This window comes from Idiomarina sp. 017G, assembly GCF_004362265.1.
Classification (GTDB): Bacteria; Pseudomonadota; Gammaproteobacteria; order Enterobacterales; family Alteromonadaceae; genus Idiomarina; species Idiomarina loihiensis.
In genome coordinates, this window is sequence record NZ_SNWT01000001.1 from 861,308 (window position 1) to 887,375 (window position 26,068).

Consider the following 26,068-nt stretch of genomic DNA (forward strand, 5'->3'; position numbering starts at 1 on the left):
TTTCCTCGTATCAGACGACATCAATGACGCGTTCAGCTCGCTGTACCATACAGGTCAGTAGCGCCATACGTAAAAACACCGCACCCCGTGCCTGGCTGAAATACCAGTTATGAGGCGTATGGTCGAGATCGGCGGATAATTCTTCACCGCGCGCTAAAGGGTGTAAAATAATAGCGCTGTCTTTTAGCGGAGACTGCGCCGTTAAGTGAAACTCACTGCCATAAGTACTAAAGGTATCACCTTCCCACGAAATCGCGTTGATATAAACCACGTCGAGCTCTGGTAGTACCTGCTCTAAATCCCGGGTCGTACGAATCTTTATTCCGGCTTGCTCAATCTGTTCTCGTTGCTCACTTCCAAACAGCTGAGTCGACGATTCCTCGTCATGAATAATGACAATTTCATCAATTGCTTTTGGAAACTTTACTAAACATTTAATAAAGCTACGCACGGTGCGCATTTTATTTGGCACACCAATAATGCCAATTTTTATCGGCGCTTTATCGGCTTCGTCCGTGACTAAATCGGGACGCCATTTAAACAGTGCATACATGTCCGTAAGCGCCTGAGTCGGGTGTTCATCTGAACCATTACCCGCATTAATAATGGGAATGCGCAGCGAATCGATCATCTCTTCCAGTGAGGTTTCATTATTGTCCCTCAACACCACGCAATCACCATAGTTATTAAACATTTCAGCCACATCGGCTAAACGTTCGCCTTTGGCTATGCCGGTAGTAGAACGATCCGTAATTGACATAATATCGCCGCCCAGACGGTGCCAGGCACTTTCAAATGACAAACGAGTACGAGTACTTGGCTCGTAAAACGCGCTGATTAAAATTTTGCCCTGTAATGAGGTACTAAAACGACGAGGATTAGCCTCGTACTTTGCAGCAAGCCGGAACAGTTGCAGCATGCCCAGCTGCGAAAACTGATCAGCAGACACAACATGCTGATTCGACAAGTTCAGCAAGTAATCACCATCTTCCTGAATTGCTTTTAATAACGCCTTTGGATGAGCATCGCCGCAAACGTCGGGGCGCTCTCGTTCAAAGGAGACATCCTTTATAGTCATACAATTACCATATGGTTTTAGAAATAAAATCTTTAATAAAAAGCCCCAGTAACAAAACCGGAGCTAAGCAAGTCATTATTAGCGCCAGAGAAATTAACCACTCAAAAGCCAGTTCACTGATCAGCATTTGGCTGCTCCTTCTCATTTAGCCCGTCCCAGTCAAACTCTTCGCTACTGCGTAAAATGCCTATTAGACATATTAGACCGGAAACCGCACATGACACCAAAGCAGCGACATAGAAGCCGACAACAAAATAACTCAGCATACCAAACGCCGTACCGAACGCCATAGCGCACGCCGCGTATGTTCCTGTCAGCCGACGATGATACAGCCCCAGTACTATTGGCCAGATGGTGCTGGCAACAAAAGCTCCGGCAAAATTCAATAAAGCACCTAAGGTTGCAACGCGCGGCAGGCACAATAACCAGGTAACGATTCCTAAGCCTAGGATACAACTGCGATTAAAGCGCATTAATGTTTTGTCGCTGGCTTTAGGTTTCAGTTTTTTATGGAAAATATCCTGTGTGACTAAATCTGAAGTCGCTGCCAGTAACGAGTCCAGGCTGGACGCCAACGCAGAAAAAATAACAATAAAAACAATAATGGCTCCGGCTTTACCGAGTACAGCAGCGGCAACGGTAGGGCCAATCATATCGGGGCTTGGTGGAAAAATTCCCAGCTGAGGCGCTGCTAACGCAATAAACCCGGTAACAATAGGAATGGGCAGCCATAATAAGCCACCAGTTAAGTAAGCCTTGTAAGCCACATTCTTTTTAAAAGACAGCGCCCGTGACCACCAGACATTGGAATGAAAGATTTCCCCAAGGCCGAAGAAGATATTGTTAAACAGAAACATGACGGCAGCCGGAAACAGCATGTCCAAAAGCTGCGGATGCTCACTTGTCAGGTTGCTGTGGATGCTCTCCAGGCCAACATTATCAATTATCCAGTACGCGATAAAACTGACACCGACAATGATGATTAAAGCCTGAATAAAGTCGGTAGCAATAACCGCCCGCATTCCGCCAAAAAGTGTATAGCCGACACAAATTACCAGTATGGTGGTCATGCCAATGTGATAATCGAGCCCACTGAGTGACTCAAGCAAAATACCACCAGCCATACCCAGACTAATTAACCAGCCAAAAGCATAAACCACAGAAATGATGATAAAGACGAGCCAGGCCAGATTGCCATAACGCAAACGCACAAAGTCGCCCGATGTATAACCGTTAGGAAGCAGTTCCTTAATGCGTTTAGCCATAGGTGCAAACAGCACTAAGCCCAGAGCAGCAAAGGAATACCCTACCATGCCCCAAATGCCGAATTGATAGGTTAACTGGGGAGCAACCAGCGTGGTGTTACTGGTAACCCAGGTGGCCATAGCCGTTGCCGCTGCAAACGCAAAACCAACATTCCGCCCTGCCAGAGCAAAGTCCTCGTGGCTGCGGTTCTTCCGCCCCAGCCAATAACCAAAGGCTACCCAGAACACCCCAAACAGGACGATAATCGTGATGCCGGTACTCGTATCCAGTGCGAATTCAGTCATGGCGCTCTTGTCTGGAGTGGATCCATTGCCGATGAAGCAATAATAAGGTTGCTACCAAAGTAATGAAAATAACCAGGCCGACGAAGAATAAAGTCAGAGATTGCCAGAGCGGATAGTGCTCCACCGTTATCTCAATAGTATTGCTGGTATAAATTTGGTTATCAGGACCTTCGGCTCTAGCACGCAAATAATAAGTTCCATTGCTAAAACCGGTAAGTGAAATATCCTGGAAGTCACCTAGTGTAGGAAACTGACGAGTACTCTTGGCAAACTCTGAATTGCTGGCAACTTCAATAGTAACTCTGTTAAGCTCGTCAAAATTCAGAGCGCTAACAGAAACAGTGAAGTAACCTTCTTTTACAACGGAGTCCGGCCCGCTCAGTTTTAACGAGCTCGCATGCGCAGTTGTTGGCAACATTACCAACAAACATAAAGCAAACAAAATATAGCAATAGTTAAAGCCGTTTTTCTGCGTTGTCATTAAAACTTCTGCTCATTAGCATTAGTTGAAATCTCAGGCTAGCAGCAGAATTTTTTAATTTCAACTGTTTAAAATAGTCATCTGTTTACTGTTATTGCTCGTAATCAGTTCAACATATTATTTACGTTTAGTGGTCAGTCATTCAATGCAAAAGTATTTATGCAGTCTCGGTTCAAACCTTGAGCCTGAAACACATTTTCCTCAGGCACAAGTGGCCCTTAAAGCTTTATCCGACGATATACGCTTTTCACGAAACATACCGACTTCACCAGTCGACATGGATACGAATAACGATTTTTTGAACGCCTTATTTATTATTCGCACGCCTATGTCTGCGAATGAATTAAAGCAAAAGTTTAATGCTATCGAAGAGGCTATGGGCCGCGACCGCTCAGACCCACAAAGAAGCTTTAAAGATCGCACCATAGATATTGATATCCTGGGACGGCTTGAAGAGAAACCTCCGGTACCGGAATATTTAACCTCTTTATTACCAGATTTAGGACTCACCTCATGAGAAAAACAGCAGTTATTACAGGCGCCGGACGACGTTTTGGTTTTGAACTGGCCAAAGCCTTGCTGACTGAAGGCTACCAGTTATTTGCTCACTACAATAGCTCGCGTGACGGTATTGACGAGCTGGAAGCACTTGGCGCTCAGGGCGTACAAGCAGATTTCACCAACATAGACAGTATTCAGGCCATGGTGCGTACTATTAGCAGCGCTACGGACTCTGTCGATCTATTGGTTAACAACGCTTCCTGTTTTTTCGACAACGAAACCGTTGATAACGACAACAACGCGTTAGCTGCGGTATTCCAGGTACACGGAATGGCACCCTATCTGCTTATAAGCGGCTTGCAACGGCAATTAAGCCATTCCGGGAATGGACTGGTTATTAATATTACGGACATCTACGCTGACCGCCCGTCTACAGACTATATTGCTTATTGCGCAGCGAAAGCCGGGCTCGCCAACATGACCCAGGCCTTTGCTAAAAGTTTAGCGCCATCAGTAAGAGTCAACGCCATTCAGCCAGGCCCTATTCTATTTTTACCAGAGCACGATAAAGAACATCGTATGCAGGTTCTGGATGAGACACCATTGCGGGTTGAAGGGGGTTTAGAGCCAATGATAGAAACCGTTCGCTTTTTACGCGACAACCCGTTTATTACGGGCGAGTCCATTAAAGTCGACGGCGGTCGCGGCTTAATGATATAAAAAAACCCGGCACGGTGGCCGGGTTTCAGTTCACTATAGCGACTCTTATTTAAGCATTCCGCGCAATACGTAATGTAAGATACCACCACTTTTGTAGTAGCTCATTTCATTACCAGTATCGATACGGCACTTAACCTCAAACTCGACTTCGCTTCCGTCTTTGCGTTTAGCAACAACTTTCAGCATTTGTCCAGGCTTGAGGTTATCATCAAGGCCTAAAATCGATATCTGCTCTTCGCCAGTCAGCTTGTGTTCTTTAACACCTTCACCTTCAACAAATTGCAGCGGCAGAACGCCCATACCCACCAGGTTAGAACGGTGAATACGTTCATAGCTCTCAGCCAGTACGGCCTTAACACCTAACAGCGTTGTACCTTTGGCAGCCCAGTCACGGCTAGAACCGGTACCGTACTCTTTACCAGCTAATACAACCAATGGTGTGTCATTTTCCATATACTTCATGGCGGCATCGTAAATGGCCATTTGCTCGCCAGTTGGAATGTACTTGGTGTAACCACCTTCAACATCATCCAGCATCTGGTTTTTAATACGAATATTGGCAAAAGTACCGCGCATCATGACTTCGTGGTTACCACGACGCGAACCATAAGAGTTAAAGTCTTTAATTTCGACGCCATTTTCCTGCAGATACTTACCTGCTGGCGAATCTGGCTTAATAGAACCTGCCGGTGAAATGTGATCCGTCGTAATTGAGTCCGCAAATACCGCCAACACGTTAGCGTCTTTAATGTCGCTCGGTGCCTGCAGTGGCTTATCAATACCTTCAAAGAACGGTGGGTTCTTAACGTAAGTAGAGTCGTCCTGCCAGTTATAGGTATTGCCTTTGGCAACACTAATTGACTGCCATTCTTCATCACCTTCAAAGACTTCTCCGTATTCTTTGCCGAACATCTCGTTATCAACCATTTTCACAGCTTCAGCAATTTCTGAACTGCTAGGCCAAATGTCTTTCAGGAATACATCATTACCGTCAGAGTCTTTACCTAAAGGATCTTTACTCAAGTCAGTACGCGTTGTACCCGACAGCGCGTAGGCAACCACTAGCGGTGGTGACGCCAGCCAGTTCGCTTTAACTTCAGGGTGAACACGGCCTTCAAAGTTACGGTTTCCTGACAACACAGAAGATACCGTCAGGTCACCTTCATTAATGGCTTCCGTTATTTCATCGTCCAGCGGACCAGAGTTACCAATACAGGTAGTACAACCGTAGCCCACTAAGTTAAAGCCAAGTTTATCAAGGTACTCATCTAAACCGGCTTTTGCGAAATAATCAGTAACTACTTTAGAACCCGGAGCCAATGACGATTTCACCCATGGCTTACGAACCAGCCCTTTTTCCACTGCTTTTTTAGCCAGTAAGCCTGCTGCCATCATGACGCTTGGGTTTGACGTATTGGTACAAGAAGTTATAGCAGCGATGACAACATCACCGTGCGATAAGGAATAGTCCTTACCTTTAACTTTTACTTCTTTGTCTTTCTCACCCGATTTACCGTTAGTTTCCAGTATCAGGTCGAAATTACTGCCAAGCTGCTCCATATTCACTCGATCCTGCGGGCGTTTTGGACCGGCAAGCGAGGCTGTTACGGTGCTTAAGTCTAATTCCAGCGTATCGGTGTACTCCGGTTCGTTATCATTGTCGCGCCACAAACCCTGAGCTTTAGAGTACTTCTCAACCAACTCAATGGTTTCTTCATCACGACCTGACAGACGGAAATAGCGCAGGGTTTCATCATCTACCGGGAAGAAACCACAGGTTGCGCCATATTCCGGCGACATGTTTGAAATGGTTGCGCGGTCAGCTAACGGTAAGTTGTCCAGACCAGGACCGTAAAACTCAACAAATTTACCTACTACGCCTTTTTCACGCAGCATTTGAGTAACTGTTAATACCAAGTCTGTCGCGGTTACACCTTCTTTCAGCGCTCCGGTCATACGGAAGCCGACAACTTCCGGTATTAACATAGAAACAGGCTGCCCCAGCATTGCAGCTTCGGCTTCGATACCGCCAACGCCCCAGCCAAGTACGCCAATACCGTTGATCATGGTGGTGTGCGAATCGGTGCCAACCAAAGTGTCAGGATAAGCAAAAGTTTTGCCGTCTTCTTCTTTCGTCCAGACACTCTTGCCTAAATACTCCAGGTTCACCTGGTGGCAAATACCGGTCCCCGGCGGTACTACGCGGAAGTTCTCAAAGGCACCCTGCCCCCATTTCAGGAACTCGTAACGCTCTTTATTACGTTCCATCTCAAAGCGGACGTTTTCTTTAAAGGCCCCTTCAGTTGCGTATTTGTCTACCATTACCGAGTGGTCAATGACCAGGTCGACCGGCGACAACGGGTTAATGACTTCAGGGTCATGCCCGGCTTTCGCCACGGCGTCACGCATTGCCGCTAAATCGACAATACCCGGAACACCGGTGAAGTCCTGCATCAGAACCCGCGCAGGCCGGTACTGAATCTCGCGGTCAATTTTCTTCTTCTTCGACCAGTCGACCATGGCTTGCAAATCGTCTTTCGTGACGGTTTCGCCATCTTCATTACGCAATAGGTTTTCGAGTAAAACCTTCATTGAAGCAGGAAGTTTAGAAATGTCTCCTAAGGCTTCCTCTGCTTTAGGCAGGCTATAATAATGAAAGGTTTTTCCTTTAACATCTAACGAACTTAAGGTTTTCAGACTGTCTTTGCCTGACATAGATTCTCTCCCATTCGCTTCCAAAGCGTCGTTGTGAACTAAACGGTCTCTTAAATATAGACAAACAGAACCGTTTCAGCCATCAAATGTGTGCTTTGATGAAAACATAAATCAAAAGTTTGTGCCAATTAACTGCTGGTTAAGTACTCAGTTAAGCAACTATTTTTATTATAAATTGTGTTTATATTACATAGTCGGTAAAAAGTGTTTAAGATCAATCAGACATCAGTCTTAGTGAATAAAATAAGGATATAATGGATGAGTCAGGTACTCGATGATTTACTCGACCTGCTAACCCTGGAGAGCATTGAGGACGGTCTTTACCGTGGACAAAGTCAGGATCTAGGCTTTGGCGCAGTTTTTGGTGGTCAGGTCATTGGACAGGCGCTGTCGGCGGCTAAAGAAACTTTACCTCAGGAGCGAGTGTGCCATTCGTTTCACAGTTACTTTTTACGCCCGGGTGACGCCAAAAAACCCATTGTTTATGACGTTGAAACCATACGTGACGGCAAAAGTTTTTCCGCACGCAGAGTCAAAGCCATACAATATGGTAAACCCATTTTCTACATGACGGCGTCTTTCCAGCAACAGGAAGAAGGCTTTGAGCATCAGGACACCATGCCTGAAGTGCCGGGTCCTGAAGGCTTAGTTTCAGACTTGGATATTTATCGTGAACACGAAGAGTTAATACCGGCACCATTACGCAAAAAGTTCATTTGCGACAAGCCCATAGAAATGCGCTTTGTTACCCCATATAACCCATTTAAACCTGAAAAAGACGAGCCTCGCCGTTATGTCTGGTTCAGAGCTAACGGCAACATGCCGGACGATCAGCGTGTGCACAAATACTTGCTGGCTTATGCGTCAGACTTTAACTTTTTACCGACAGCACTGCAGCCTCATGGCGTGAGCTTTGCTCAACCCCATATGCAGGTTGCAACCGTTGATCATGCCATGTGGTTCCATCGCGACTTCCGTATGGATGACTGGCTGCTCTACGCAATAGATAGCCCTTCTGCCAGTGGTCAGCGCGGTTTAGTGCGCGGGCAAATATTCACGCGTGATGGTGTGCTAGTAGCATCGACAATTCAAGAAGGAGTGATTCGGGATCGCGGCTAAACGCGACCCCGATATTAGGGCGTATTGACGTTTACTGATTAGGTCAGAGAAACAAAGAAACCGGCAATTGCAGCACTCATCATGTTTGCCAAAGTCGCTGCTAATAAAGCCCGCATACCTAAACGAGCAATGTCATGGCGTCGGCTGGGCGCCATACCGCCTAACCCGCCCAGCAAAATAGCAATAGACGAAAAGTTCGCAAACCCGCAAAGCACAAAGGTAATGATAACCTGCGAGTTTTCACTTAACTGATCTTTGTAATTGACAAAATCGAGGTAGGCGACAAATTCATTAATAACCAGCTTCTGACCAATAAAGCTTCCCGCCAGGTTAGCTTCATCCCAACTGACCCCTAATACATAGGCAACGGGCTGAAATACATAACCAAAAATTTGCTGTAAGGTGATTTCAGAATACCCAAACCAACCGCCAACCCAGCCAAAAATACCGTTAACCAGTGCAATAAGCGCAACGAAGGCTAACAACATAGCACCAACGTTCATGGCTAATTGCAGACCGCTCGACGCGCCCGTAGCCGCGGCATCAATCACGTTTGCAGAATTGTCTTCTACTTCCACTTCTTCTAAATCGTTACGCGGTTTCTCGCACTCGGGAATCATCATCTTCGCCATGAGGAAACCACCGGGAGCTGCCATAAAGCTTGCGGCGATCAGGTATTTCAACTCAACTCCAACACCGGCGTAACCCGCTAAAACTGAACCGGACACCGACGCCATTCCCCCCACCATCACGGCAAAAAGCTCAGAACGGGTCATCGTTCCGATAAATGGCCGCACCATCATAGGTGCTTCGGTCTGTCCGACAAAAATATTAGCAGCGGCGGACATGGACTCCGGGCGACTGGTGCCCAAGAGCTTTTGTAGCCCCCCGCCCAAAATGCGAATAACCCATTTCATAATGCCTAAGTAGTACAAAACGGAAATAAGAGAGGAGAAGAAAACAATGACTGACAAAACTTGAATGGCAAAAACAAAACCAAAATCTTCAGATGCCAGATTACCAAACAAGAAGTCGATGCCCGCCTGCGTGTAACCAATTACAGCGGAAACTCCTTGGGCAAAACCAAACAACAGCTCACGCCCAATAGGAATATAAAGCACAAAGCCTGCAAGAATAACCTGTATAGCAAAGGCTCCAATAACCGTTCGCCAGCGGATAGCTTTACGATTCGTTGAAACTAAATAGGCAACGATAAAGATGACGGCAATGCCGAGAATACTATTCATAGAAGAACCAATTTTATTCCGCCAGCAACTGACGTATTTTTGTTTTTATTATATCAATGGCGATTTCGTTCTGACCACCGCGAGTGACAACGAGATCGGCAAACTGCTTAGACGGGAATATAAAGTCAAAGAATGCGGGACGAACATACTGCTCATATTGCTCAGTAACCGACTGCAGCGTACGTCCACGCTCTTCAATATCGCGCTTGATACGGCGCAGCAGGCAAATATCCAATGGCGTGTCCATAAATACCGAGATATCAAACTGTTCACGTAACTTTTCGTCGGTTAACAGCAAAATACCCTCAACCATTACGACTTTTGCCGGAGCAACCCGTATAGATTTTTCCAGGCGGGTATGCGTAGTATGACTGTACTGTGGCATATCGACCGCTTCACCGGCCTTTAACTGCCGTAAATGTTGCATCAGCAAATCATGTTCAAAAGCAGCAGGTTGATCATAGTTAGTTAACACCCGCTGCTCCATGGTCATATGACTCTGGTCACGGTAGTAAGCGTCTTCGGCCAGAATAGCAATGCCGTCAGTTCCTAATTCAGCCACTAACTCCTGATACACCGTGGAGGCAAACAGACTTTTTCCCGACGCTGAGGCGCCAGCTATCGCTATAACTGTTATTTTACTCACAAGCTTCCGTTTCTAATTGCTGCAAACCGCGCGCAATTATCCTTGATTGTCTGCGTAATTAAAAGACTTGACTGACACCTTTATTGTCATAACTTTGGCCGATAATCCCTCATATGTTTAATTTCGTTACAATTTAGCCTGAACATAAGCATGCATATCAGTGCCCCCTCTCTTATAGTAAGTTCGCTAAATAAAAAAATAATCCAGGAACCACTATGAAAATGATGAAAACTTTAACCGCCGTTGCTGTAGCAACTGTGTTACTAGGCGGTTGTCAGACAACTCAGTTAGCTAATAACGGGCAGGATGTCAGCCAGTCACAATTTCCCGAAGTAAAGGTCAACTACGAGACATTTACATTGGATAACGGTTTAACGGTTGTTGTTCATGAAGATCGCAAAGCGCCTATCGTTGCGGTTAATGTTTGGTACGCCGTTGGCTCTAAAGACGAAAAAATGGGCCAAACGGGTTTTGCCCACTTATTTGAGCACTTAATGTTTAACGGTACCGAAAACTACGATGACGAGTACTTCGGTCCTTTTGAACGCGCTGGTGCAACAGAAATGAACGGCACCACCAACAATGACCGTACCAACTATTTTGAAAATGTTCCTACACCGGCATTGGATATGGCCTTGTGGATGGAGTCTGATCGTATGGGCCATCTGTTAGGAGCCATAACTCAAGACAAACTAGACGAGCAGCGCGGCGTTGTGCAAAACGAAAAGCGCCAGGGTGAAGCTCAGCCGTATGGTAAGGCCTGGAGTTATATCGCCGAACAGACCTTCCCCGAAGGACATCCGTACTCATGGTCGGTTATTGGCTCTATGGAAGACTTGAACGCAGCTTCTCTGGACGACGTTCACCAATGGTTTGAGGATTACTACGGTGCAGCTAACGCAGTTTTGGTTTTAGCCGGTGATATTGATGTTGAAACCGCGAAAGAAAAAGTGACCAAATACTTTGCTGATATTGGTCCTGGTAAACCACTGCAAAAACAGGAAGCCTGGGTTGCTAAACGCGATGAGCAAAAACGCTCGACTATGGAAGATCGTGTTCCGGCCCCACGGATTTATAAGGTATGGAATACCGCACAAATGGGGACTGCCGACTCCGAATACCTTAACCTGTTGGCGGACATTCTGGCTAACGGTAAAAACTCACGACTTTATGAACGCTTAGTTTATAACGAACAAATTGCCAGCTCTGTTGGTGCCTTCCAATATGGTCGCAAACTCTCTGGTCAATTCTTTATTACGGCTGATGCCAAACCAGGTGTTGAGCTTGAGCAAATTGAAAAAATTATTGATGAAGAGCTTGAGCGTTTAATTACGGAAGGTCCAACGGCGGCAGAATTGCAACGCACCAAATTCAGCACCACAGCTGACTTTGTTCGTCGCGCTGAAAAAGTTGGCGGCTTTGGTGGTAAATCTGACATTCTGGCTTCGGGAGCGGTTTACCATGATAACCCCGGCTTCTACCAACAAGAGATGGAATGGACAAAACAAGCTTCCGTCAATGACCTACAAAATGCGGCAGAACAATGGTTAAGCTCTGGTGACTTTGTGCTTAATGTTGTACCACAACCTGAATATATTACCCAGGAAACTAATGCCGATCGCTCACAATTACCTGACGTTGGCGACTTGCCACAGCTAGAATTGCCTGAAGTTAAAACTTTCACCTTATCTAATGGTTTAGAAGTTTATCTGGCTCAACGTAGCGATACGCCAACCATTGAAATGAGTCTGGTCTTTGACAGTGGTTATGCTTCGGATGTTGGCGGCAAACTCGGAACAGCAAGTTACACCATGTCGATGCTAAAAGAAGGCACTGAAAACCTAAGCGCACTGGAATTAAATGAGCGTTTAGAGTCTTTAGGAACCAACTTAAATGCGTCAGCCAGCCTCGATAGTTCACGCATTAGTATGGATACACTTAGTGTAAACTTTGCCGAGAGCTTAGCACTGATGAATGATGTGCTGCAGAATCCGGCTTTTTCTGACGAAGAAATTGAACGCAAGCGTTCAAACTGGATAGAAGGCATTCGCAAGGAAGAAGCTCGCCCTCAAACTCAAGCTTTACGCGTGTTGCCCGGCTTAATGTTTGGGGAAGGACACGCTTACAGCCAGCCATTAACTGGCTCAGGTACTCCTGAATCCATTAAGTCATTAACTCGTGAAGACTTAGTCCAGCACGCTCAAACCTGGTTACGCCCGGACAACGCAAAACTGGTGATTGTGGGTGATACCAACGTTGAACAAGCTCAATCTTTATTAGAAGAGCAGTTTGCCAGCTGGCAGGCTCCGGCTTCTGATAAACCAGAAAAGACTCTTGATACTTCGATGGCATCTGAAACCAGTCGCGTATTCCTGATTGATAAACCAGGAAACCCTCAGTCAGTGATAATAGCGGGTCAGTTGGCTCCTTCTGGCCAAGTCGACAATGCTGATACTATTGACGTAATGAACACCATTCTTGGCGGCAGTTTCACCAGTCGTCTGAACATGAACTTACGTGAAGACAAAGGCTGGTCTTATGGTGCTCGCTCTATTTGGTTAGATAACGAAGGCCCAGGGTTACTAATTGCACTGGCTCCGGTTCAAACCGATAAAACTAAAGAGTCGATTCAGGAAATTATGAAAGAATTTACTCAATACGAAGGTGACAAACCAGCAACCGCAGACGAGCTGGCAAAAGTAAAAGCCAACAAAACAGCTAAATTACCTGGCGCCTACGAAACCAAAGGCAGCTTGCTGAACGGTTTAGTCAGCACCTTTAATAAAGGCAAAGATGTTGAGTATCTCGAGAACTATGGTCAGCGCATAAACGCCATTACGCTTAACGATATTCAGGATAATGCGGACAAGGTTCTAAAACCTGACGCTATGACCTGGGTTATCGTTGGTGACCTGGCTGAAATTGAAGAAAAAGTACGTTCACTGAATTTAGGTGAGGTAACTATTCTAAAAGAAAGCGACGTGAAGTAACATCGTCTCCCCCAGTCTTTCTGACTGGGGGAATTTCTCTCTCATTACTCACCAAATAATTGCTCTGCGCGACTATGAAGGATCCAGCTGGTTAAAATATACTTATCATTTGATACAGGTATTCTGCCTCTATGCGTGTGAGTAAAGTAAGCTGGCGCTATAACCATTTGACCCGCTTGGGGTTTTAGCGACCGTTCCTGATAATAAAAGTCCGTTTCGCCACCTTCGTCTACATCGTTTAAGTAATACATAAACAACAGAGCCCGATGCAATGGCTCCGTTGAGCCTTTCTGAGGATACGCTTCGCAGTGCCAGTAATTATAATTTCCTTCACCTTTGCGATAACGCTGCATTTGTATTGCACCGACACGAAACAGCTTTTGCATAATTGCCATTTCTTTGCCTTTCGCTATCTCATCAAAATTATCATGTGTTAAAGCGGCTGGCTGCTGAGTTTTAGGGTGCTGCAACGTTAGCGCGACTGGCGCTATCAAGGCAAAATGATATTTTTTAAAATACTCCAACGCATATCGGGCTGTGATTTTCTGTATTTCCAGCAGCAGCTTCTGGTACTCCGGGTGAGCGTTCAATGCTAAGTCCGTACTCGACTTTTTACTCACATCAACACCACCGCCGGTGCGGCCTTGAAAGGTATGCGCTGATTTTTCGAAAACTGTGATGAGCTGCTGGCACAATTCGGAGGATAAGGCATTATCATAGGTTTCGATAAAATCATTCATAAACATGACTCTTTCTAATTGCTATACGTTTGGCCGAGATAACATGCTAAAAAATTAATTCAATACGCGACTGACTTCCGGCGATGGCTTACCAATGTAATAGCCCTGTAAGTACTCAATTTGCTGGTCACACAAGTAGCTATTTACTTCCTTATTTTCAACAAATTCAGCCACGATAGGAATATGTAATTCCTTACAGATACTGATCAGGCCATTCAGAATACTGGCACTTGTCGGGTCATGTAATACGTTTTGAACTATGCTGCCATCAATCTTCAAATAATCCGGACGAAGACTTATCAGCCGCGAGAAGTTTGAATAACCGACACCAAAATCATCTATCGCAATTTGTCCACCTAAACGTCTGACATCTCTGGCAAAAGCCTGAACCTTGGTAAAATCTTCTGTGGATTCGGTTTCCGTAATTTCGAAAATAAGTTGTGCTTTCTTATGTTCTGACAGCACATAATGAATAAAACTGACCGTCTCTTCATTCAAAATATCTTCGATGGAGACATTCACGGATATTGCGACTTGGTATTGCTCGGACGTGAGCACCGCCTGTTCAATAACAGAGCGGGTAATTTCACAATAATAACGTGTTGTTTTTGCCTCGTCTAAAAACAGCCCTGGCACTAAATCCTTATTGTTATCTCTTAACCGGACCAGCGCCTCGTAATAGCTGGGCTGATTTTTGTTCGTACTTTGAATGGGCTGGTAGTAATTGACAAAGCGATGATCAACCAGCGCTGACTGAATTTTAGGAAGCCAGTTCACTTTATTCTCGTCAAGCAACTCACGTTCATAAACCACTTCCACCTTGTAGCCGGAGTAAATGGCTTTCGCTTTCGACAAGGCGCTTTCCGCAAGCTGTAACTGCTTTTTACGCCCAACACCCATGCCTATGGCAACATCCAGAGTGACATCACTATTTTCTACTTTGAGTTTGTGTAACGACAACGCCTTATAAAAGCTAAGCAATTGTCTCTCGAATAAACTGGGGATCATTCTGAAATCTGGAATTAACGCAAATTTATCGCCATGCAAACGGTAAATGTTGATGTGTTTGGTTCGCAAAAATGCCGAAGCCCAGTCACTAAATTCACGCAGTAACGCATCACCAAATTCTAAACCGTAGAAGTCGGCGTAACTTCGAAACTTACGAATATCCAGTACGGCAAGGCATTGAGCCCCTATCTGTTTAAGGTCGTTGAGCAAGTCTATTCGGGTAGGAAGAGCGGTAACCTGATCAAAGCGCGCTTCCTGTAGCAGTTCATCAAGATGAATCTCTCGTGAGATATCCTGAAACAACAATATTTGCTCAGCTAAAAAGCCATCAGTTTCGTATAAGGGAATTGCAATACAGCGACACCAGCGCCTGCGGTTGGTACTTGTCAGGCAAAGTCGTCCATTCCAGACTTCACCATTAGCGGCAGCTTGATTTATCTCGCCAGTCACATCGTTGCGACTATCAATGTGGAGAAACTCAGAAAATGCGGTTGTGCGCTTTAAGTAGTGAACTCCTAACAATTTATGCAGAGATTCACTCATCCAGCGAATATTACCGTCCGGCGACAAGCGCGCACATATTGCAGCAGACTCTAACGTATTTATATACTGCTTTAATAAAAATGGATTACGCATCAATGCCTGCTCAGTCAAGGTCAACAAATTAGATGTTACTTTTTTGTAATGTACCGAATCCGCCTCAATAATGACAGCCTGTTACCACAGATAGTTTGATCAAAATCGATAGGTTACGCCTATATTTAGCGCATCAATTGTGTATTCGTCTTTATCAATCAATTTTATCCAGTCGATAAAGTAAGTTGTTCTGGGGTTATGATCATACTGAACTCCGCCGCCGTAACTGATACTGTTAAGTGTTGTATTTTGACCACCTACCGTAAATTTTCCCCGCGAAAAACCACCGGTAAGATACAGAGCGACGTCGGGTGACAAATACAAACGAGGCTTAGCTAAAATGCTGGCCGTGTAATCGGTTTCAAACTTGGTGCCTTTATCACTGCTGCTGTGTACGCCAAAACCGTAGCGTGCTTCTGCCGAAAGGCTGTTGCTGTAACGATAACCCAGCATCAGGTTCATCGTATGAGGGGTAAATGACGGGGCGCCCTCAAGCTCGGTATCAACATTCAACTGAGCTAAGGATGCGGCACCGTAGTAACCACTGTCCTGCGCCTGGGCAAACACACTGACAAATAAAAGCGTACTACCACAGAAAACAGCTTTCAAAAACTTCATACGACTTCCTTATTAATCTGGTACACCTAAGTAAGAGTAGTTTACCAGACTCTGTTAGAGGTGATATACCCCTTGGTAATCAGCAACATCGACATTATAAGTGGTGTTCTGCATTAAATAGTCACGGAAAGTTTCCAATGCATCTAACTCACCATGTACCAATTGAATTGGTGTGTTTGGTTTTAAACTGGACTGCTCTAACCAATCAGCAATTTCTTGGTAGTCAGCATGCCCTGACAGCCCTTCTAAAGAACGGATTCGAGCTTTTACCGGTAACCATTGGCCATGCAGTTTTATCGACTCCACGCCCTGCAGCATTTTGGCACCACGAGTCCCCCCTGCCTGATGCCCACTGAATAAAACCGTCGCGCGATGATCACTCAGCCAGCGTTTAAAGTGATGCAGAATTCGCCCGCCTGTCGCCATACCGCTGCCCGCAATAATAATATGAGGCCCCGACTGAGACGCAATAGCTTTTGATTCATCGACAGAACGCGTGTACTCGACTCTTGCAAAGGTTCGGGAGCAGTCTGAGTCCGTCAGTTTGTGAAGGCTATGAAAGCGCTGGTAAAGCCCTGAAACGTTAATAGCCATGGGAGAATCCAAATAAATAGGTTGCTTAGGTACCCGCCCCTCATCCATCAACTTTACTAACAGATATTGCAGCAATTGTGCTCTGCCGACAGAAAAGCTCGGAATTAATAACACACCGCCGGATCGAGCCGTCTCATTAACGACTTCTGCCAACTGCTCTTCCGCATTTTCGGTTTTAGCATGAAGTCGATTGCCGTATGTTGACTCAAGCAGTAGCAAGTCCAAATCCGGTAGAGGTTCAGGTGGATACATCATAATATCCTGCGGACGCCCGATATCACCGGAAAAGCCAACACGCTTACCTTCGGCTTCAATAATCACGCTTGAAGCCCCCAAAATATGACCGGCTGGCTGCAAAGTCACTTTAATATCGCCAATTTCAAATTGTTGATGAAACTCAACGCCCTGAAGCAGCCGTATAGCTGACTTTGCCGTTGCCTCATCATACAAAGGTTCTGGTTTTTCATGACGGCTCAACTTATGTTTACCGAGGTATTTCGCATCTTCTTCCTGAATTCTTCCGCTATCGGCCCACAGGATATCGCACAAACCAGATGTTGCATGATGCGCGAAAACAGCTCCCCGGAAACCTTCTTTATATAGCACAGGAACAAACCCCGAATGATCAAGATGAGCATGGGTTAATACGACACCGTCAACCTGATTAATCCCCATTGGCAAAGGCTGCCAATTACGTCGCCGTAACCACTTGTAGCCCTGAAAAAGGCCACAGTCTATTAGAATTCGGGTTGACTCTGTTTCAACTAAATATTTGGAACCGGTAACCGTTTCCGCACCACCTAAAAATACGACTCTCATTGCGTGTCCTTATTTAAACCGACGATAAAGTATCTCACTTCACTGTCGTAGAAAAATAGACGAAAGACAACTATTCGTGCATTGACGATCATTAATAATCTTGCTTCACTCAATTAAGATAAGGAGTAAGAACATGACTCATAAATATCCCCGAGCCGATCAGTTTATGGCCAGCACTCATCAGGTTGAGAATCAGCCGACGGCGCTGGAAAACTATAATCTTTACCTGGCTGATAAAGCACTACGAAAAGCCGTTGAGCGCGAAGGTGCCAGCTGGGCTTATTCCGATCTTATCGCTTTTGGCGAACTGGCGGGTAAAGCAGACAGTATCGAACAGGGTTTTCAGGCAAATAAATACCAGCCTGAACTGAGAACTCACGATCGCTACGGGCACCGTATCGATCTCATTGATTTTCACCCGACCTATCACCAGCTTATGTCGACAGCCATCGAGCATGGCTTACACGCGAGTCCCTGGAGCGAACCTAAATTAGGGGCTCATGTTGCACGTGCCGCTAAATATTATCTACACACTCAGGTTGAAGCCTCTCATGGCTGTCCTATTACCATGACCTTTGCCTCTATACCCGCACTAAGACACCAACCCGATTTGTTCAAAGAGTGGGGACCAAAAATTACCGCCAGGCAATACGACCCCAGGAATATCCCCCATACCGAAAAAAGTGCCGTGACCATTGGTATGGCGATGACCGAAAAACAAGGTGGCTCTGATGTCCGGCTGAACAGCACTCGCGCTTACCCAATAGACAAAGAAGGTTCAGGCCAGACTTACGAACTGGTTGGTCACAAATGGTTTGTGTCAGCACCAATGTGCGATGCTTTTCTGGTGCTTGCTCAAACAGCCAGCGGGTTATCCTGTTTTCTGGTGCCGCGCTGGCGTCCGGACGGTTCAAAGAATCCAATTCAGATTCAACAACTGAAACAAAAGATGGGAAACGCGGCCAATGCTTCCAGTGAAACTGAGTTGCGAGGTGCACTGGGCTGGATGGTAGGTCAAGAAGGTAAAGGCGTTCGCACTATTATAGAAATGGTGGCAACTACCCGCTACGACTGCATGATTGGTTCCTCTTCCGGCATGCGGCAAGCCGTGGTTCAGGCCATTCACCACGCCAGCCACCGCGAAGCTTTTGGTGCTAAGTTAAGTGAACAACCACTAATGCAAAATTTGCTGGCGGACTTAGCCATTGAAAGCGAAGCCGCCATGACTTACATGATGCGCATAGCGCGGGCGATGGATAACCAGGACGACGAGCATGAAATGCTTTTGTCCCGTATTGCCACACCCATAGGCAAATACTGGATTTGTAAGCGCACACCGAATCATGCTTATGAAGCTATGGAAGTGATTGGCGGTAGCGGTGTTATGGAAAACCACATTATGCCGAGACTGTTCAGAGAGTCGCCAGTAAACGCTATATGGGAAGGCAGCGGTAATATTCAATGTCTTGATGTTCTCAGAGCAATAGAAAAACAACCAGAGGTTCTCGATGTCTATTTTGCCGAACTGCAACGCGCACAAGGTGCAGATAAACGACTCGACCAGTTTATTATGCGGTTGAAAAGTGAGTTTACTGACAGGAATATGCTTCAGTATCGTGCACGCACTATAACGGACAGTATGGCCGTTGGGTTACAAGCCGCTTTATTAGTTCAACACGCCGGTACGGACGTTGCCGATGCCTTTTGTGCCAGCCGCTTAGCAGCAAATGCCGGACTCAACTATGGCACATTACCCACAGGGCTTAATTGTGCTGCGATTGTCGAAAGGGCCTCGCCAGCAGACGCACAATAAGTTCGCCAAATACAGCCAGCAACAAGCCTGAAACTAAACCAAACAAAATAGCGCCGGGGTTGAGTTTTACAGTATAAGAAAAGCTGCTGCGAACCTCGCGCTGAATGTCCTCAACTGGGGTAAAAAATGCCTGTTGATAAGCACTCCAGGAATTTTTACTGAAGCTACGAAAGGCTTGTTCTAACAGTTGATTACGTTGGTAAATGGCACTGATGCTTTGCCCGCCTTCCTGAAACACTCTGTCGTCACTGGCCTGATAGTGAGCAATAAGTTCCTCAATACTACCGTCGAAAAATTTTTCGGCTTCATCACGAAACTCGTTCAGGCTGCGCTCTGACTCAATCATATGAGCCTGCAAACTTTTACCGTACTGATCAACAAAGCCGGGCAACTGTATTCCGGCGAGTACACCCGAAATCAGCAGAATAATTCGTAGATAGGAAGTGAAGATTGCCATGGTCTCTCCTTAAAAGCCCTGAACCACTTTAGAGCAGACCTTAAGCGACAATCAAACTTAATTACGCTTCATTACACTTAACTTGTCAGCACGACCGCGTTTTTACCTTCGCTCTTTGCCTGATACATAGCTTTGTCTGCCCGGGCCATAATGCCTTCAATGGTGTAATGCTCTGAGGGCTTATCGCATTGACAAAGGCCGATAGACAAGGTGACAGGTAACTCGGCATGCCCTATTCCACTCACTAACTGGCAACGTAAACGGTGCATCATAAGTCTGGCGTCTTCAGCGGAAATCATAGGGTGAATGGTAGCAAACTCGTCACCTCCAATACGGGCAACATAATCGGTATGTCGACTGTGCAAACGAATTAAATCGGCTATCTTTTGCAAAACCAGGTCGCCGAAGTGATGTCCATGTTCATCGTTTATTTCTTTAAAGTCATCCAAATCGATAAAACTCACAGCAAAGGGCGTACCATGGGTTTCCAGTTGGTTTATTTCATCTTGTAACTGTGCGGTAAAGGCACGTCGGTTCATTATTCCGGTTAAGTGGTCGGTAAGAGCCTGACGTTTCTCAAATTCCAGTTCGAGACGGATTTTATCTTCCGATTTTTTCTGCAGAGTGTAATCCCGCACTATTGCTATGCCGTACAACTGCTCTTCGATATCCAGCTGATTCAGCATAATATCGGCATAAAAAGTTGAACCATCCCGACGAATTGCGGGGAAAATCAAGCCATTCCCCATAGAGCGCCTGCCCGGGTACTTAAAAAACTTTTCTAAGTGCTGATCATGCTTTTCACGCATACCTTCAGGTAACAGTTCATTAAGATGCAGTTCAAGCATAGATGACGAGGAATAGCGAAACATTGCCGCGGCAGCCTGGTTAACACCAACAATGAGTCCCTGAGAATTAATAACTATTGCACCGTCCGGTATCACTTCAAGGAACTCAATAAAGGTTTGTTTTACTTCCATCATTATGTGGCTCCACTGTTCTGCCGCATTAAACTTTGCAATAACACCCTTTTGCAACGGTATTAACCCATTTAGGAGCCGCTGATTCCCCCGAAACGGAAGGTATCAGCTCTTCTACAAAGCTACTATCAGTAGTACAAAAAGCACCATCGGCATATGGGCCAATGTAAATCAGTTTTGATGATTTATTAAACATGATAATCGCTGGAGTTGCAGGAACGAAGCGCTTTAAGGTTGGATATTGATCGATATCAACAACCCGGTTTTCTCCTTCAGATTCCGCTACCTTTCTTTTTACGCTGGCCATATGCCCGGATGAGCGCCAGTTACAAGAACAGTCCCCGGAGGTAATATGAAAAACGCTGCCAGCAACGGAATAACCAAGACGCGTGAGCTCAGCCACTAACTGAGGTTCCAGCTTTTCGTTATTGCTGAGCTCCAGTAATTCACCTTTTTCATCAAACCAGACCAGCCGCTGTTCCAGTAAATAACTGATACCCAGAAGCACCAGCCCAAACCAGGCCACAACGGCGATAATAAGCCAACGGGAACGAGCCTTACCTGATTTCATGAATGACAATGAAACGCCCTACTGCGAAATGACATTTTGCGGAAATGATGCGCCCGCTTTTTCAGCGGATCAAGAAAAACTTCAGTTTCAGGGTACTTTTCTAAATAAAGGTTTAGTCTCGTTTGTGATACAATGTCGAAAAGCCGCTCATTAGCGCGGTATCTACTATCATAATTCCCGGAGCTTCATGTCCACAGAACAAAACCCATCCTCATTCCAGTCACTCGGATTGAGCGACGATATTTTACGAGCCGTTACTGAATGCGGTTACACCACCCCAACACCAATTCAACAGCAAGCCATTCCGACCGTTATGGCCGGCCACGACTTATTAGCCGCCGCGCAAACGGGTACCGGTAAGACAGCTGGTTTTACGCTACCTTTGCTGCACAAATTGTCGCAGACAAAGACCGACGGAAAGCCTGTTATTAAGGCGTTAATTCTTACGCCAACCAGAGAGCTGGCAGCACAGGTTGAAGACAATTTGAATACCTATGCAAAATATACCGGTCTTAAGTCCCTGGTGATTTTTGGTGGTGTTGGTATTAACCCACAAATTAGTGCCTTGCGTCGTGGTGTTGATATTCTTGTTGCAACACCCGGCCGTTTGCTGGATCACAGTCGTCAGGGAACCGTTGATTTAAGTAAAATTGACGTACTGATTCTGGACGAAGCTGACCGCATGCTGGATATGGGATTTATTCATGACATTAAAAAGGTCATGAAGCTCATTCCTGAAAAACGCCAGACACTGCTGTTTTCAGCGACTTTTTCTAGTGAAATTAAGGCACTGTCTCAGCAGTTTATGCAGCAACCCAAGCTGATTGAAGTAGCACGCCAAAATGCCGCAGCCGATACCATTGAGCAACGTGTTTATCCGGTGGATAAAAAACGTAAAAGAGAGCTACTCAGTTACTTAATTGGCAGCCGTAACTGGCGACAAGTGCTGGTCTTTACGCGTACCAAGCATGGTGCTAACAGACTGGCAACACAGTTAACTGATGATGGCCTCCCCGCTATGGCAATCCACGGTAACAAAAGTCAGGGCGCAAGAACCAAGGCTTTAGCACAGTTTAAAGCCGGTAAATTACGAGTATTGGTTGCAACGGATATCGCTGCACGCGGTATTGATATTGATGAATTGCCACACGTTATTAACTTTGAACTGCCTCAGGTCGCTGAAGACTATGTACACCGTATTGGCCGTACAGGTCGTGCAGGAAGTGAAGGTGAAGCGGCGTCTTTAGTCTGTGTTGATGAGCATAAATTGCTGCGCGATATAGAAAAGCTAACTAAAAATGAGATACCCAGGGAAGTTATTCCGGGTTTTGAACCAGACCCCAGCATAAAGCCGGAGCCGATTCAGAAGCCTCGTACGGGGCGTCCTCAAAACTCTCGTCGTGCGCCTCGCCAGAAGCGCCCGGACACACGACGTTAATTCTACCGCAGACCTGTAGGACCGGACTTTACTTTAAGAAGTCCAGTCCTCCGGTTACCGCAGCAACTTGTGCTTGAATACACTGTTCAGGCTCTGCTTTCGGGCTGTCGGGATACACTTCTGTAGTCGTCGCATACTCTGCTTTGCTAAAGCTAATGCACAAACCCATTTTCGCCGTTGGCAATAAAATAACGCCACGCTGAGCAATATCCTCGCCTATCAGTTTATTTTCGTCGTCGGCATCGGCAATATGAGTGACCTCTTCCACCGAATCTAACACCGCCTTCTGAAACTCAGGATAAGGCTTTTCTGAATTTCCAACCAAATAGAACCCATCCGGAATATTCCAGTTCGTATTCACTTTTCCATCCATCGCCGCTTTGGCCGGACGAAACTCGCTGTTATCCGTATCCGTTGTTTCGTGTAAATCTATGTGGGCCAGAATATCTACGCCTAAGCCAGCAACATAATTCATAATGTGCGCGCATTCCCCGGCAGGAGAATCAGCGACAAAAGAGCGATTAGGATCAATGGCCGCCGGATTCCAACGGTTGATGGTTTCATAGCCCCAGGGACTCAAACATGGCGCTACCACCACATTGAAGTGTGGCTGGTAATCTTTCGCTTTGGTTTCAATAAAGCGCAACGCACCATGGACACCACTGGTTTCATACCCATGTACTCCGCCGGTAACCAAAACCGTTGGCTTCGAGTCATCCCAGTTTTTTGTTCTGACCACAAATAAAGGATAAGTACCGCTGTCGTACGCAAGTTCACCATATTGGTCTACATCGAAATCGCTTTTAAAGGTTTCAATCTTACTAACCACATCATCGAAGTAAGAGCGCTTTTTCGTTTGCTCGGCCAGCCACTGAGCTTTTTCTGTCGCTCCCCATGGGGTGCCCGGTGTTCCGATATGGTAAATCGTTTGTTGCGTCATATTTTAATCCTATTCACTTAAAACAAGGCGGCTATATTAGCAAAGTCTTTGCCGGCACCAAATGAAATACCGGTAACTAAGCCGCTTTGGTCGATTCTTTATCCGCAGGCTTAGACACTTCGGCTTTTTCTGTCGATGTTTTTTCGGTCTTAGGTTTTTTGGGCTTTTTAGCCCCTAATGCAATAAGTACATTTTCACGCTCTTTCGCTAAAAACAGAGCCATATCCTCAAGCTGTTGCTCATCAGTAAACAGTTCGCTACTTTTAATTAATGGGTTCAGGGCTTCTGCCATATCCAGAATTTTATCGTGCGCATCGGCTTCGGCTTTTGAAGTGAAGGTCATTTTCTCGGCTCCGTCGCGAATAACTACATATTGGGTTACTACAGCCATGGTATGGTCCTTTGCTGATGTGTAAATATACTGTTTATTTGTACAGTAAAGTGACATAGATTGCAATAGTTGTAGCATTCGCTAAACTGCGCACTCCGAACAGGCCTTCGTTACGACAGGAAGTAAATCCGCCCTATGCAGTTCTCAAAAATACAAGTTCTACTGGCCATTTTTGCAATGGCAATTGGAAGCTTTGCCATTGGTATTGGTGAGTTTGTCATTATGGGGCTGCTGCCCGACGTCGCTGCAGACTTTAATACCGACACCCGGGAAACAGGCCACTTAATCAGTCTTTATGCGCTTGGTGTGGTTATCGGAGCTCCGCTTATTACCATTTTATTTGCCAGGCTGCCACGCAAACCTATGTTACTTGCACTAATGCTGGCATTTTCTCTGGGCAACTTCGCCAGTGCCTCAGCAGACAATTACACATTACTTCAGGTGTTACGTTTCTTAACTGGCCTGCCTCACGGTGCTTATTTCGGGATTGCCTGTTTGGTTGCGGCCGATATGGTTCGTAAAAATCAACGTGGTATGGCAGTAACTATGGTGATGATGGGACTCACGGTAGCTATCCTGGTCGGAAATCCTTTAGCCACCTGGTTAGGGCAGCTTATTGACTGGCGCACCGTATATCATACCGTGGGAGCTCTAGGCTTACTGGCCTTTGTCATGATTTTCATTGTGGTACCCAAACACCCGAATGAAAAGAAAACTTCTGCCCGTGGAGAGATGCAGGCATTACAAAACCCTCAAGTCTGGCTGACTTTAGCCATAGGGGCCATTGGCTTCGGCGGCATGTTTGCGGTACTGAGCTACATAGCTCCAACACTAATAAACGCCACCGGCTTGGATTCTCACTGGATACCTGTTGCTTTATTTATCTACGGACTGGGATCCTTGGCGGGTAGTTTGGTCGGCGGCTGGGCTGCCGACAGAAATCTGAAATTAACCATTGGCGGTTCTCTGGTATGGTCGGCAATTGTGCTGGCAATTTATCCCTTAACACTGCAGAGTCTCTGGACGGTGATGCCTATGGTGTTATTACTTGGTAGTTCCGCCGCGCTGGTTCCGGCTCTGCAGGTACGTTTAATGGACGTTGCCGGAGAAGCCCAGACTTTAGCAGCATCGTTAAACCACTCCGCTTTTAATGCGGCTAACGCCTTAGGTGCCTGGCTGGGTGGTCTTGCTATTATTTCTCCACTTAGTTGGCAAGGAACCGGCTGGGTTGGGTGCGCGCTATCGCTGGCCGGTCTGCTACTCTTTTGGGTTACTAAAAAGCACAGTCGCAGAACACCCAACATAGTTAGTCTTTAGGCTCGCCTTCTGCATCTAATTCACTAAGCTCCTCATCGGGTTTCGCATAAGACAAACGCGCAGCCCGCTGAGTGCGATGATACCCATCAAGGCCTGAAATTGTCATTGTGCCGAGCGATTCTATATCAATGAAACCATCGCTTTTCACCGCCTCTTCTTTAACTTCAACCCAACGAACTTCCCCAACAATTAATGCAGTGTCGTTATGTTGTATCGGAATAATTTCAACCTGCTGCATACCTATTCTGAGCGAACTTTCGGCCACATACGGCGCATGAAAACCGTCGACAAATTCGGGCGTCAGGCCACAAGCTTCAAACTCTGATGTTTCTCTGGGATACCGTGCTGAGGTCTGATGTGCTTGGCGAAAAAAATTTTCGTTAACTTGATTAATCGTATAAACACCACTCTCTTCAATGTTTTCCCAGGTGTGTCGGGTTACTGACTGAGGGCGCATAACAAACCCTAACAGAGGTGGGTTACTTCCCAGATGAACAACAGAACTTATCATGGCTAAATTATTTTGCTGATGCCGGTCTCGGGTACCAATGACATTGGCACTTTTAAACCCGGATAAACAATTCACAAAACGTGCGCGATCGCGGTCATTCATTTTCGCTAAATCTTGCTGTTTGTAGGTTTTCATTAAAGCTCCAGTTTATTTTTGTCGGCTATCTATACGTTTTATTTTGCAATTAC

The 26,068-nt window shown here is 45.9% G+C and carries 24 protein-coding genes; 7 read left to right on the plus strand and 17 right to left on the minus strand.

Going from position 1 to position 26,068, the window contains the following annotated elements:
- Positions 1 to 10: 10 nt before the first annotated feature.
- The 4 genes from DEU30_RS04200 to DEU30_RS04210 are packed head-to-tail and all read right to left on the minus strand — an operon-like array spanning position 11 to position 3,109.
- Positions 11 to 1,078, minus strand: coding sequence for an aspartate carbamoyltransferase (locus DEU30_RS04200; RefSeq protein ID WP_011234770.1), 1,068 nt, complete (start codon positions 1,076 to 1,078; stop codon positions 11 to 13).
- 4 nt (positions 1,079 to 1,082) lie between these two features.
- Complete coding sequence (locus DEU30_RS13720; protein ID WP_255801631.1) at positions 1,083 to 1,205, minus strand: hypothetical protein; 123 nt, start codon at positions 1,203 to 1,205, stop codon at positions 1,083 to 1,085.
- Positions 1,192 to 2,628: a sodium:solute symporter family protein gene (locus DEU30_RS04205; RefSeq protein WP_114981196.1), complete on the minus strand. Its 1,437-nt coding sequence runs from the start codon at positions 2,626 to 2,628 to the stop codon at positions 1,192 to 1,194. Before DEU30_RS04205 ends, DEU30_RS13720 begins: the two co-directional genes overlap by 14 nt.
- Positions 2,621 to 3,109, minus strand: coding sequence for a hypothetical protein (locus tag DEU30_RS04210; RefSeq protein WP_011234772.1), 489 nt, complete (start codon positions 3,107 to 3,109; stop codon positions 2,621 to 2,623). Before DEU30_RS04210 ends, DEU30_RS04205 begins: the two co-directional genes overlap by 8 nt.
- A gap of 145 nt (positions 3,110 to 3,254) precedes the next feature.
- Between DEU30_RS04210 and folK the strand changes: the two genes are divergently transcribed.
- Together folK and DEU30_RS04220 are read left to right on the plus strand one after the other, a co-directional pair.
- Positions 3,255 to 3,626 (plus strand): 2-amino-4-hydroxy-6-hydroxymethyldihydropteridine diphosphokinase, encoded by a 372-nt coding sequence (folK, locus tag DEU30_RS04215; RefSeq protein WP_011234773.1) that lies wholly within the window; start codon positions 3,255 to 3,257, stop codon positions 3,624 to 3,626.
- A complete protein-coding gene (locus tag DEU30_RS04220; RefSeq protein ID WP_011234774.1) occupies positions 3,623 to 4,330 on the plus strand; it encodes an SDR family NAD(P)-dependent oxidoreductase in 708 nt (235 codons plus the stop codon). The genes folK and DEU30_RS04220 overlap by 4 nt, the downstream gene beginning before the upstream one ends.
- Positions 4,331 to 4,375: 45 nt before the next feature.
- Here DEU30_RS04220 and acnA read toward each other — a convergent pair whose 3' ends face one another.
- Entirely contained in the window at positions 4,376 to 7,045 is a 2,670-nt protein-coding gene (acnA, locus tag DEU30_RS04225; RefSeq protein ID WP_011234775.1) for an aconitate hydratase AcnA, read from the minus strand.
- 258 nt (positions 7,046 to 7,303) lie between these two features.
- Here acnA and tesB point away from each other — a divergent pair, with 258 nt between their 5' ends.
- Positions 7,304 to 8,164 (plus strand): acyl-CoA thioesterase II, encoded by an 861-nt coding sequence (gene tesB / locus DEU30_RS04230; protein WP_011234776.1) that lies wholly within the window; start codon positions 7,304 to 7,306, stop codon positions 8,162 to 8,164.
- Positions 8,165 to 8,202: 38 nt separating this feature from the next.
- Here tesB and DEU30_RS04235 read toward each other — a convergent pair whose 3' ends face one another.
- Both DEU30_RS04235 and udk read right to left on the minus strand, forming a co-directional pair.
- Positions 8,203 to 9,411: a NupC/NupG family nucleoside CNT transporter gene (locus DEU30_RS04235; RefSeq protein ID WP_034821333.1), complete on the minus strand. Its 1,209-nt coding sequence runs from the start codon at positions 9,409 to 9,411 to the stop codon at positions 8,203 to 8,205.
- A 13-nt stretch (positions 9,412 to 9,424) separates the two neighbouring features.
- A complete protein-coding gene (udk, locus tag DEU30_RS04240) occupies positions 9,425 to 10,057 on the minus strand; it encodes a uridine kinase (protein WP_011234778.1) in 633 nt (210 codons plus the stop codon).
- A 215-nt stretch (positions 10,058 to 10,272) separates the two neighbouring features.
- On the opposite strand from udk, the gene DEU30_RS04245 reads away from it, so the two are divergent.
- Entirely contained in the window at positions 10,273 to 13,047 is a 2,775-nt protein-coding gene (locus DEU30_RS04245; RefSeq protein ID WP_114981195.1) for a pitrilysin family protein, read from the plus strand.
- A gap of 44 nt (positions 13,048 to 13,091) precedes the next feature.
- Here DEU30_RS04245 and DEU30_RS04250 read toward each other — a convergent pair whose 3' ends face one another.
- The 4 genes from DEU30_RS04250 to DEU30_RS04265 form a co-directional block, all read right to left on the minus strand.
- Complete coding sequence (locus tag DEU30_RS04250; protein WP_114981194.1) at positions 13,092 to 13,787, minus strand: 2OG-Fe(II) oxygenase; 696 nt, start codon at positions 13,785 to 13,787, stop codon at positions 13,092 to 13,094.
- Positions 13,788 to 13,841: 54 nt separating this feature from the next.
- The gene (locus DEU30_RS04255; RefSeq protein WP_114981193.1) at positions 13,842 to 15,431 is read right to left on the minus strand and encodes an EAL domain-containing protein; all 1,590 of its coding nucleotides are present in this window, start codon (positions 15,429 to 15,431) and stop codon (positions 13,842 to 13,844) included.
- Positions 15,432 to 15,530: 99 nt separating this feature from the next.
- The gene (locus DEU30_RS04260; RefSeq protein ID WP_011234782.1) at positions 15,531 to 16,049 is read right to left on the minus strand and encodes a porin family protein; all 519 of its coding nucleotides are present in this window, start codon (positions 16,047 to 16,049) and stop codon (positions 15,531 to 15,533) included.
- Positions 16,050 to 16,103: 54 nt separating this feature from the next.
- Positions 16,104 to 17,462 (minus strand): MBL fold metallo-hydrolase, encoded by a 1,359-nt coding sequence (locus DEU30_RS04265; protein ID WP_114981192.1) that lies wholly within the window; start codon positions 17,460 to 17,462, stop codon positions 16,104 to 16,106.
- A gap of 133 nt (positions 17,463 to 17,595) precedes the next feature.
- Between DEU30_RS04265 and DEU30_RS04270 the strand changes: the two genes are divergently transcribed.
- Positions 17,596 to 19,275, plus strand: a complete 1,680-nt coding sequence (locus DEU30_RS04270; RefSeq protein ID WP_114981191.1) for an isovaleryl-CoA dehydrogenase — start codon at positions 17,596 to 17,598, stop codon at positions 19,273 to 19,275.
- On the opposite strand, the gene DEU30_RS04275 is transcribed toward DEU30_RS04270, so the two are convergent.
- The 3 genes from DEU30_RS04275 to DEU30_RS04285 all read right to left on the minus strand — a co-directional run bounded on the left by DEU30_RS04275 (position 19,226) and on the right by DEU30_RS04285 (position 21,283).
- The gene (locus tag DEU30_RS04275; RefSeq protein ID WP_114981190.1) at positions 19,226 to 19,732 is read right to left on the minus strand and encodes a DUF2937 family protein; all 507 of its coding nucleotides are present in this window, start codon (positions 19,730 to 19,732) and stop codon (positions 19,226 to 19,228) included. The genes DEU30_RS04270 and DEU30_RS04275 overlap by 50 nt on opposite strands.
- A gap of 77 nt (positions 19,733 to 19,809) precedes the next feature.
- Positions 19,810 to 20,715 (minus strand): sensor domain-containing diguanylate cyclase, encoded by a 906-nt coding sequence (locus DEU30_RS04280; protein ID WP_227016290.1) that lies wholly within the window; start codon positions 20,713 to 20,715, stop codon positions 19,810 to 19,812.
- 25 nt (positions 20,716 to 20,740) lie between these two features.
- Positions 20,741 to 21,283, minus strand: a complete 543-nt coding sequence (locus tag DEU30_RS04285; RefSeq protein ID WP_034821361.1) for a DUF6436 domain-containing protein — start codon at positions 21,281 to 21,283, stop codon at positions 20,741 to 20,743.
- Positions 21,284 to 21,470: 187 nt separating this feature from the next.
- On the opposite strand from DEU30_RS04285, the gene DEU30_RS04290 reads away from it, so the two are divergent.
- Positions 21,471 to 22,721, plus strand: coding sequence for a DEAD/DEAH box helicase (locus tag DEU30_RS04290; RefSeq protein ID WP_011234788.1), 1,251 nt, complete (start codon positions 21,471 to 21,473; stop codon positions 22,719 to 22,721).
- Positions 22,722 to 22,749: 28 nt separating this feature from the next.
- Here DEU30_RS04290 and DEU30_RS04295 read toward each other — a convergent pair whose 3' ends face one another.
- Both DEU30_RS04295 and DEU30_RS04300 read right to left on the minus strand, forming a co-directional pair.
- Positions 22,750 to 23,661 carry a M14 family metallocarboxypeptidase gene (locus DEU30_RS04295; RefSeq protein WP_114981189.1) on the minus strand — a complete coding sequence of 304 codons (912 nt, stop codon included), beginning with the start codon at positions 23,659 to 23,661 and terminating at the stop codon, positions 22,750 to 22,752.
- Between the two features lie 76 nt (positions 23,662 to 23,737).
- Positions 23,738 to 24,052 (minus strand): YebG family protein, encoded by a 315-nt coding sequence (locus DEU30_RS04300; protein WP_114981188.1) that lies wholly within the window; start codon positions 24,050 to 24,052, stop codon positions 23,738 to 23,740.
- A gap of 135 nt (positions 24,053 to 24,187) precedes the next feature.
- On the opposite strand from DEU30_RS04300, the gene DEU30_RS04305 reads away from it, so the two are divergent.
- A complete protein-coding gene (locus DEU30_RS04305) occupies positions 24,188 to 25,369 on the plus strand; it encodes an MFS transporter (protein WP_114981187.1) in 1,182 nt (393 codons plus the stop codon).
- On the opposite strand, the gene DEU30_RS04310 is transcribed toward DEU30_RS04305, so the two are convergent.
- Positions 25,359 to 26,015, minus strand: coding sequence for a flavin reductase family protein (locus DEU30_RS04310; RefSeq protein WP_011234792.1), 657 nt, complete (start codon positions 26,013 to 26,015; stop codon positions 25,359 to 25,361). The genes DEU30_RS04305 and DEU30_RS04310 overlap by 11 nt on opposite strands.
- Positions 26,016 to 26,068: the final 53 nt, after the last annotated feature.

Bases quoted from the DNA above. Each gene is read 5' to 3' on its own strand.
- DEU30_RS04260 (WP_011234782.1), bottom strand. From the start codon at position 16,049: ATGAAGTTTTTGAAAGCTGTTTTCTGTGGTAGTACGCTTTTATTTGTC.
- DEU30_RS04250 (WP_114981194.1), bottom strand. From the start codon at position 13,787: ATGAATGATTTTATCGAAACCTATGATAATGCCTTATCCTCCGAATTG.
- folK (WP_011234773.1), top strand. From the start codon at position 3,255: ATGCAAAAGTATTTATGCAGTCTCGGTTCAAACCTTGAGCCTGAAACA.
- acnA (WP_011234775.1), bottom strand. From the start codon at position 7,045: ATGTCAGGCAAAGACAGTCTGAAAACCTTAAGTTCGTTAGATGTTAAA.
- DEU30_RS04270 (WP_114981191.1), top strand. From the start codon at position 17,596: ATGACTCATAAATATCCCCGAGCCGATCAGTTTATGGCCAGCACTCAT.
- DEU30_RS04235 (WP_034821333.1), bottom strand. From the start codon at position 9,411: ATGAATAGTATTCTCGGCATTGCCGTCATCTTTATCGTTGCCTATTTA.
- DEU30_RS04280 (WP_227016290.1), bottom strand. From the start codon at position 20,715: ATGATGGAAGTAAAACAAACCTTTATTGAGTTCCTTGAAGTGATACCG.
- DEU30_RS04220 (WP_011234774.1), top strand. From the start codon at position 3,623: ATGAGAAAAACAGCAGTTATTACAGGCGCCGGACGACGTTTTGGTTTT.
- DEU30_RS04245 (WP_114981195.1), top strand. From the start codon at position 10,273: ATGAAAATGATGAAAACTTTAACCGCCGTTGCTGTAGCAACTGTGTTA.
- DEU30_RS13720 (WP_255801631.1), bottom strand. From the start codon at position 1,205: ATGCTGATCAGTGAACTGGCTTTTGAGTGGTTAATTTCTCTGGCGCTA.
- DEU30_RS04300 (WP_114981188.1), bottom strand. From the start codon at position 24,052: ATGGCTGTAGTAACCCAATATGTAGTTATTCGCGACGGAGCCGAGAAA.
- DEU30_RS04310 (WP_011234792.1), bottom strand. From the start codon at position 26,015: ATGAAAACCTACAAACAGCAAGATTTAGCGAAAATGAATGACCGCGAT.
- DEU30_RS04285 (WP_034821361.1), bottom strand. From the start codon at position 21,283: ATGAAATCAGGTAAGGCTCGTTCCCGTTGGCTTATTATCGCCGTTGTG.
- DEU30_RS04275 (WP_114981190.1), bottom strand. From the start codon at position 19,732: ATGGCAATCTTCACTTCCTATCTACGAATTATTCTGCTGATTTCGGGT.
- DEU30_RS04200 (WP_011234770.1), bottom strand. From the start codon at position 1,078: ATGACTATAAAGGATGTCTCCTTTGAACGAGAGCGCCCCGACGTTTGC.
- DEU30_RS04265 (WP_114981192.1), bottom strand. From the start codon at position 17,462: ATGAGAGTCGTATTTTTAGGTGGTGCGGAAACGGTTACCGGTTCCAAA.
- DEU30_RS04205 (WP_114981196.1), bottom strand. From the start codon at position 2,628: ATGACTGAATTCGCACTGGATACGAGTACCGGCATCACGATTATCGTC.
- DEU30_RS04290 (WP_011234788.1), top strand. From the start codon at position 21,471: ATGTCCACAGAACAAAACCCATCCTCATTCCAGTCACTCGGATTGAGC.
- DEU30_RS04295 (WP_114981189.1), bottom strand. From the start codon at position 23,661: ATGACGCAACAAACGATTTACCATATCGGAACACCGGGCACCCCATGG.
- tesB (WP_011234776.1), top strand. From the start codon at position 7,304: ATGAGTCAGGTACTCGATGATTTACTCGACCTGCTAACCCTGGAGAGC.
- DEU30_RS04255 (WP_114981193.1), bottom strand. From the start codon at position 15,431: ATGCGTAATCCATTTTTATTAAAGCAGTATATAAATACGTTAGAGTCT.
- DEU30_RS04305 (WP_114981187.1), top strand. From the start codon at position 24,188: ATGCAGTTCTCAAAAATACAAGTTCTACTGGCCATTTTTGCAATGGCA.
- DEU30_RS04210 (WP_011234772.1), bottom strand. From the start codon at position 3,109: ATGACAACGCAGAAAAACGGCTTTAACTATTGCTATATTTTGTTTGCT.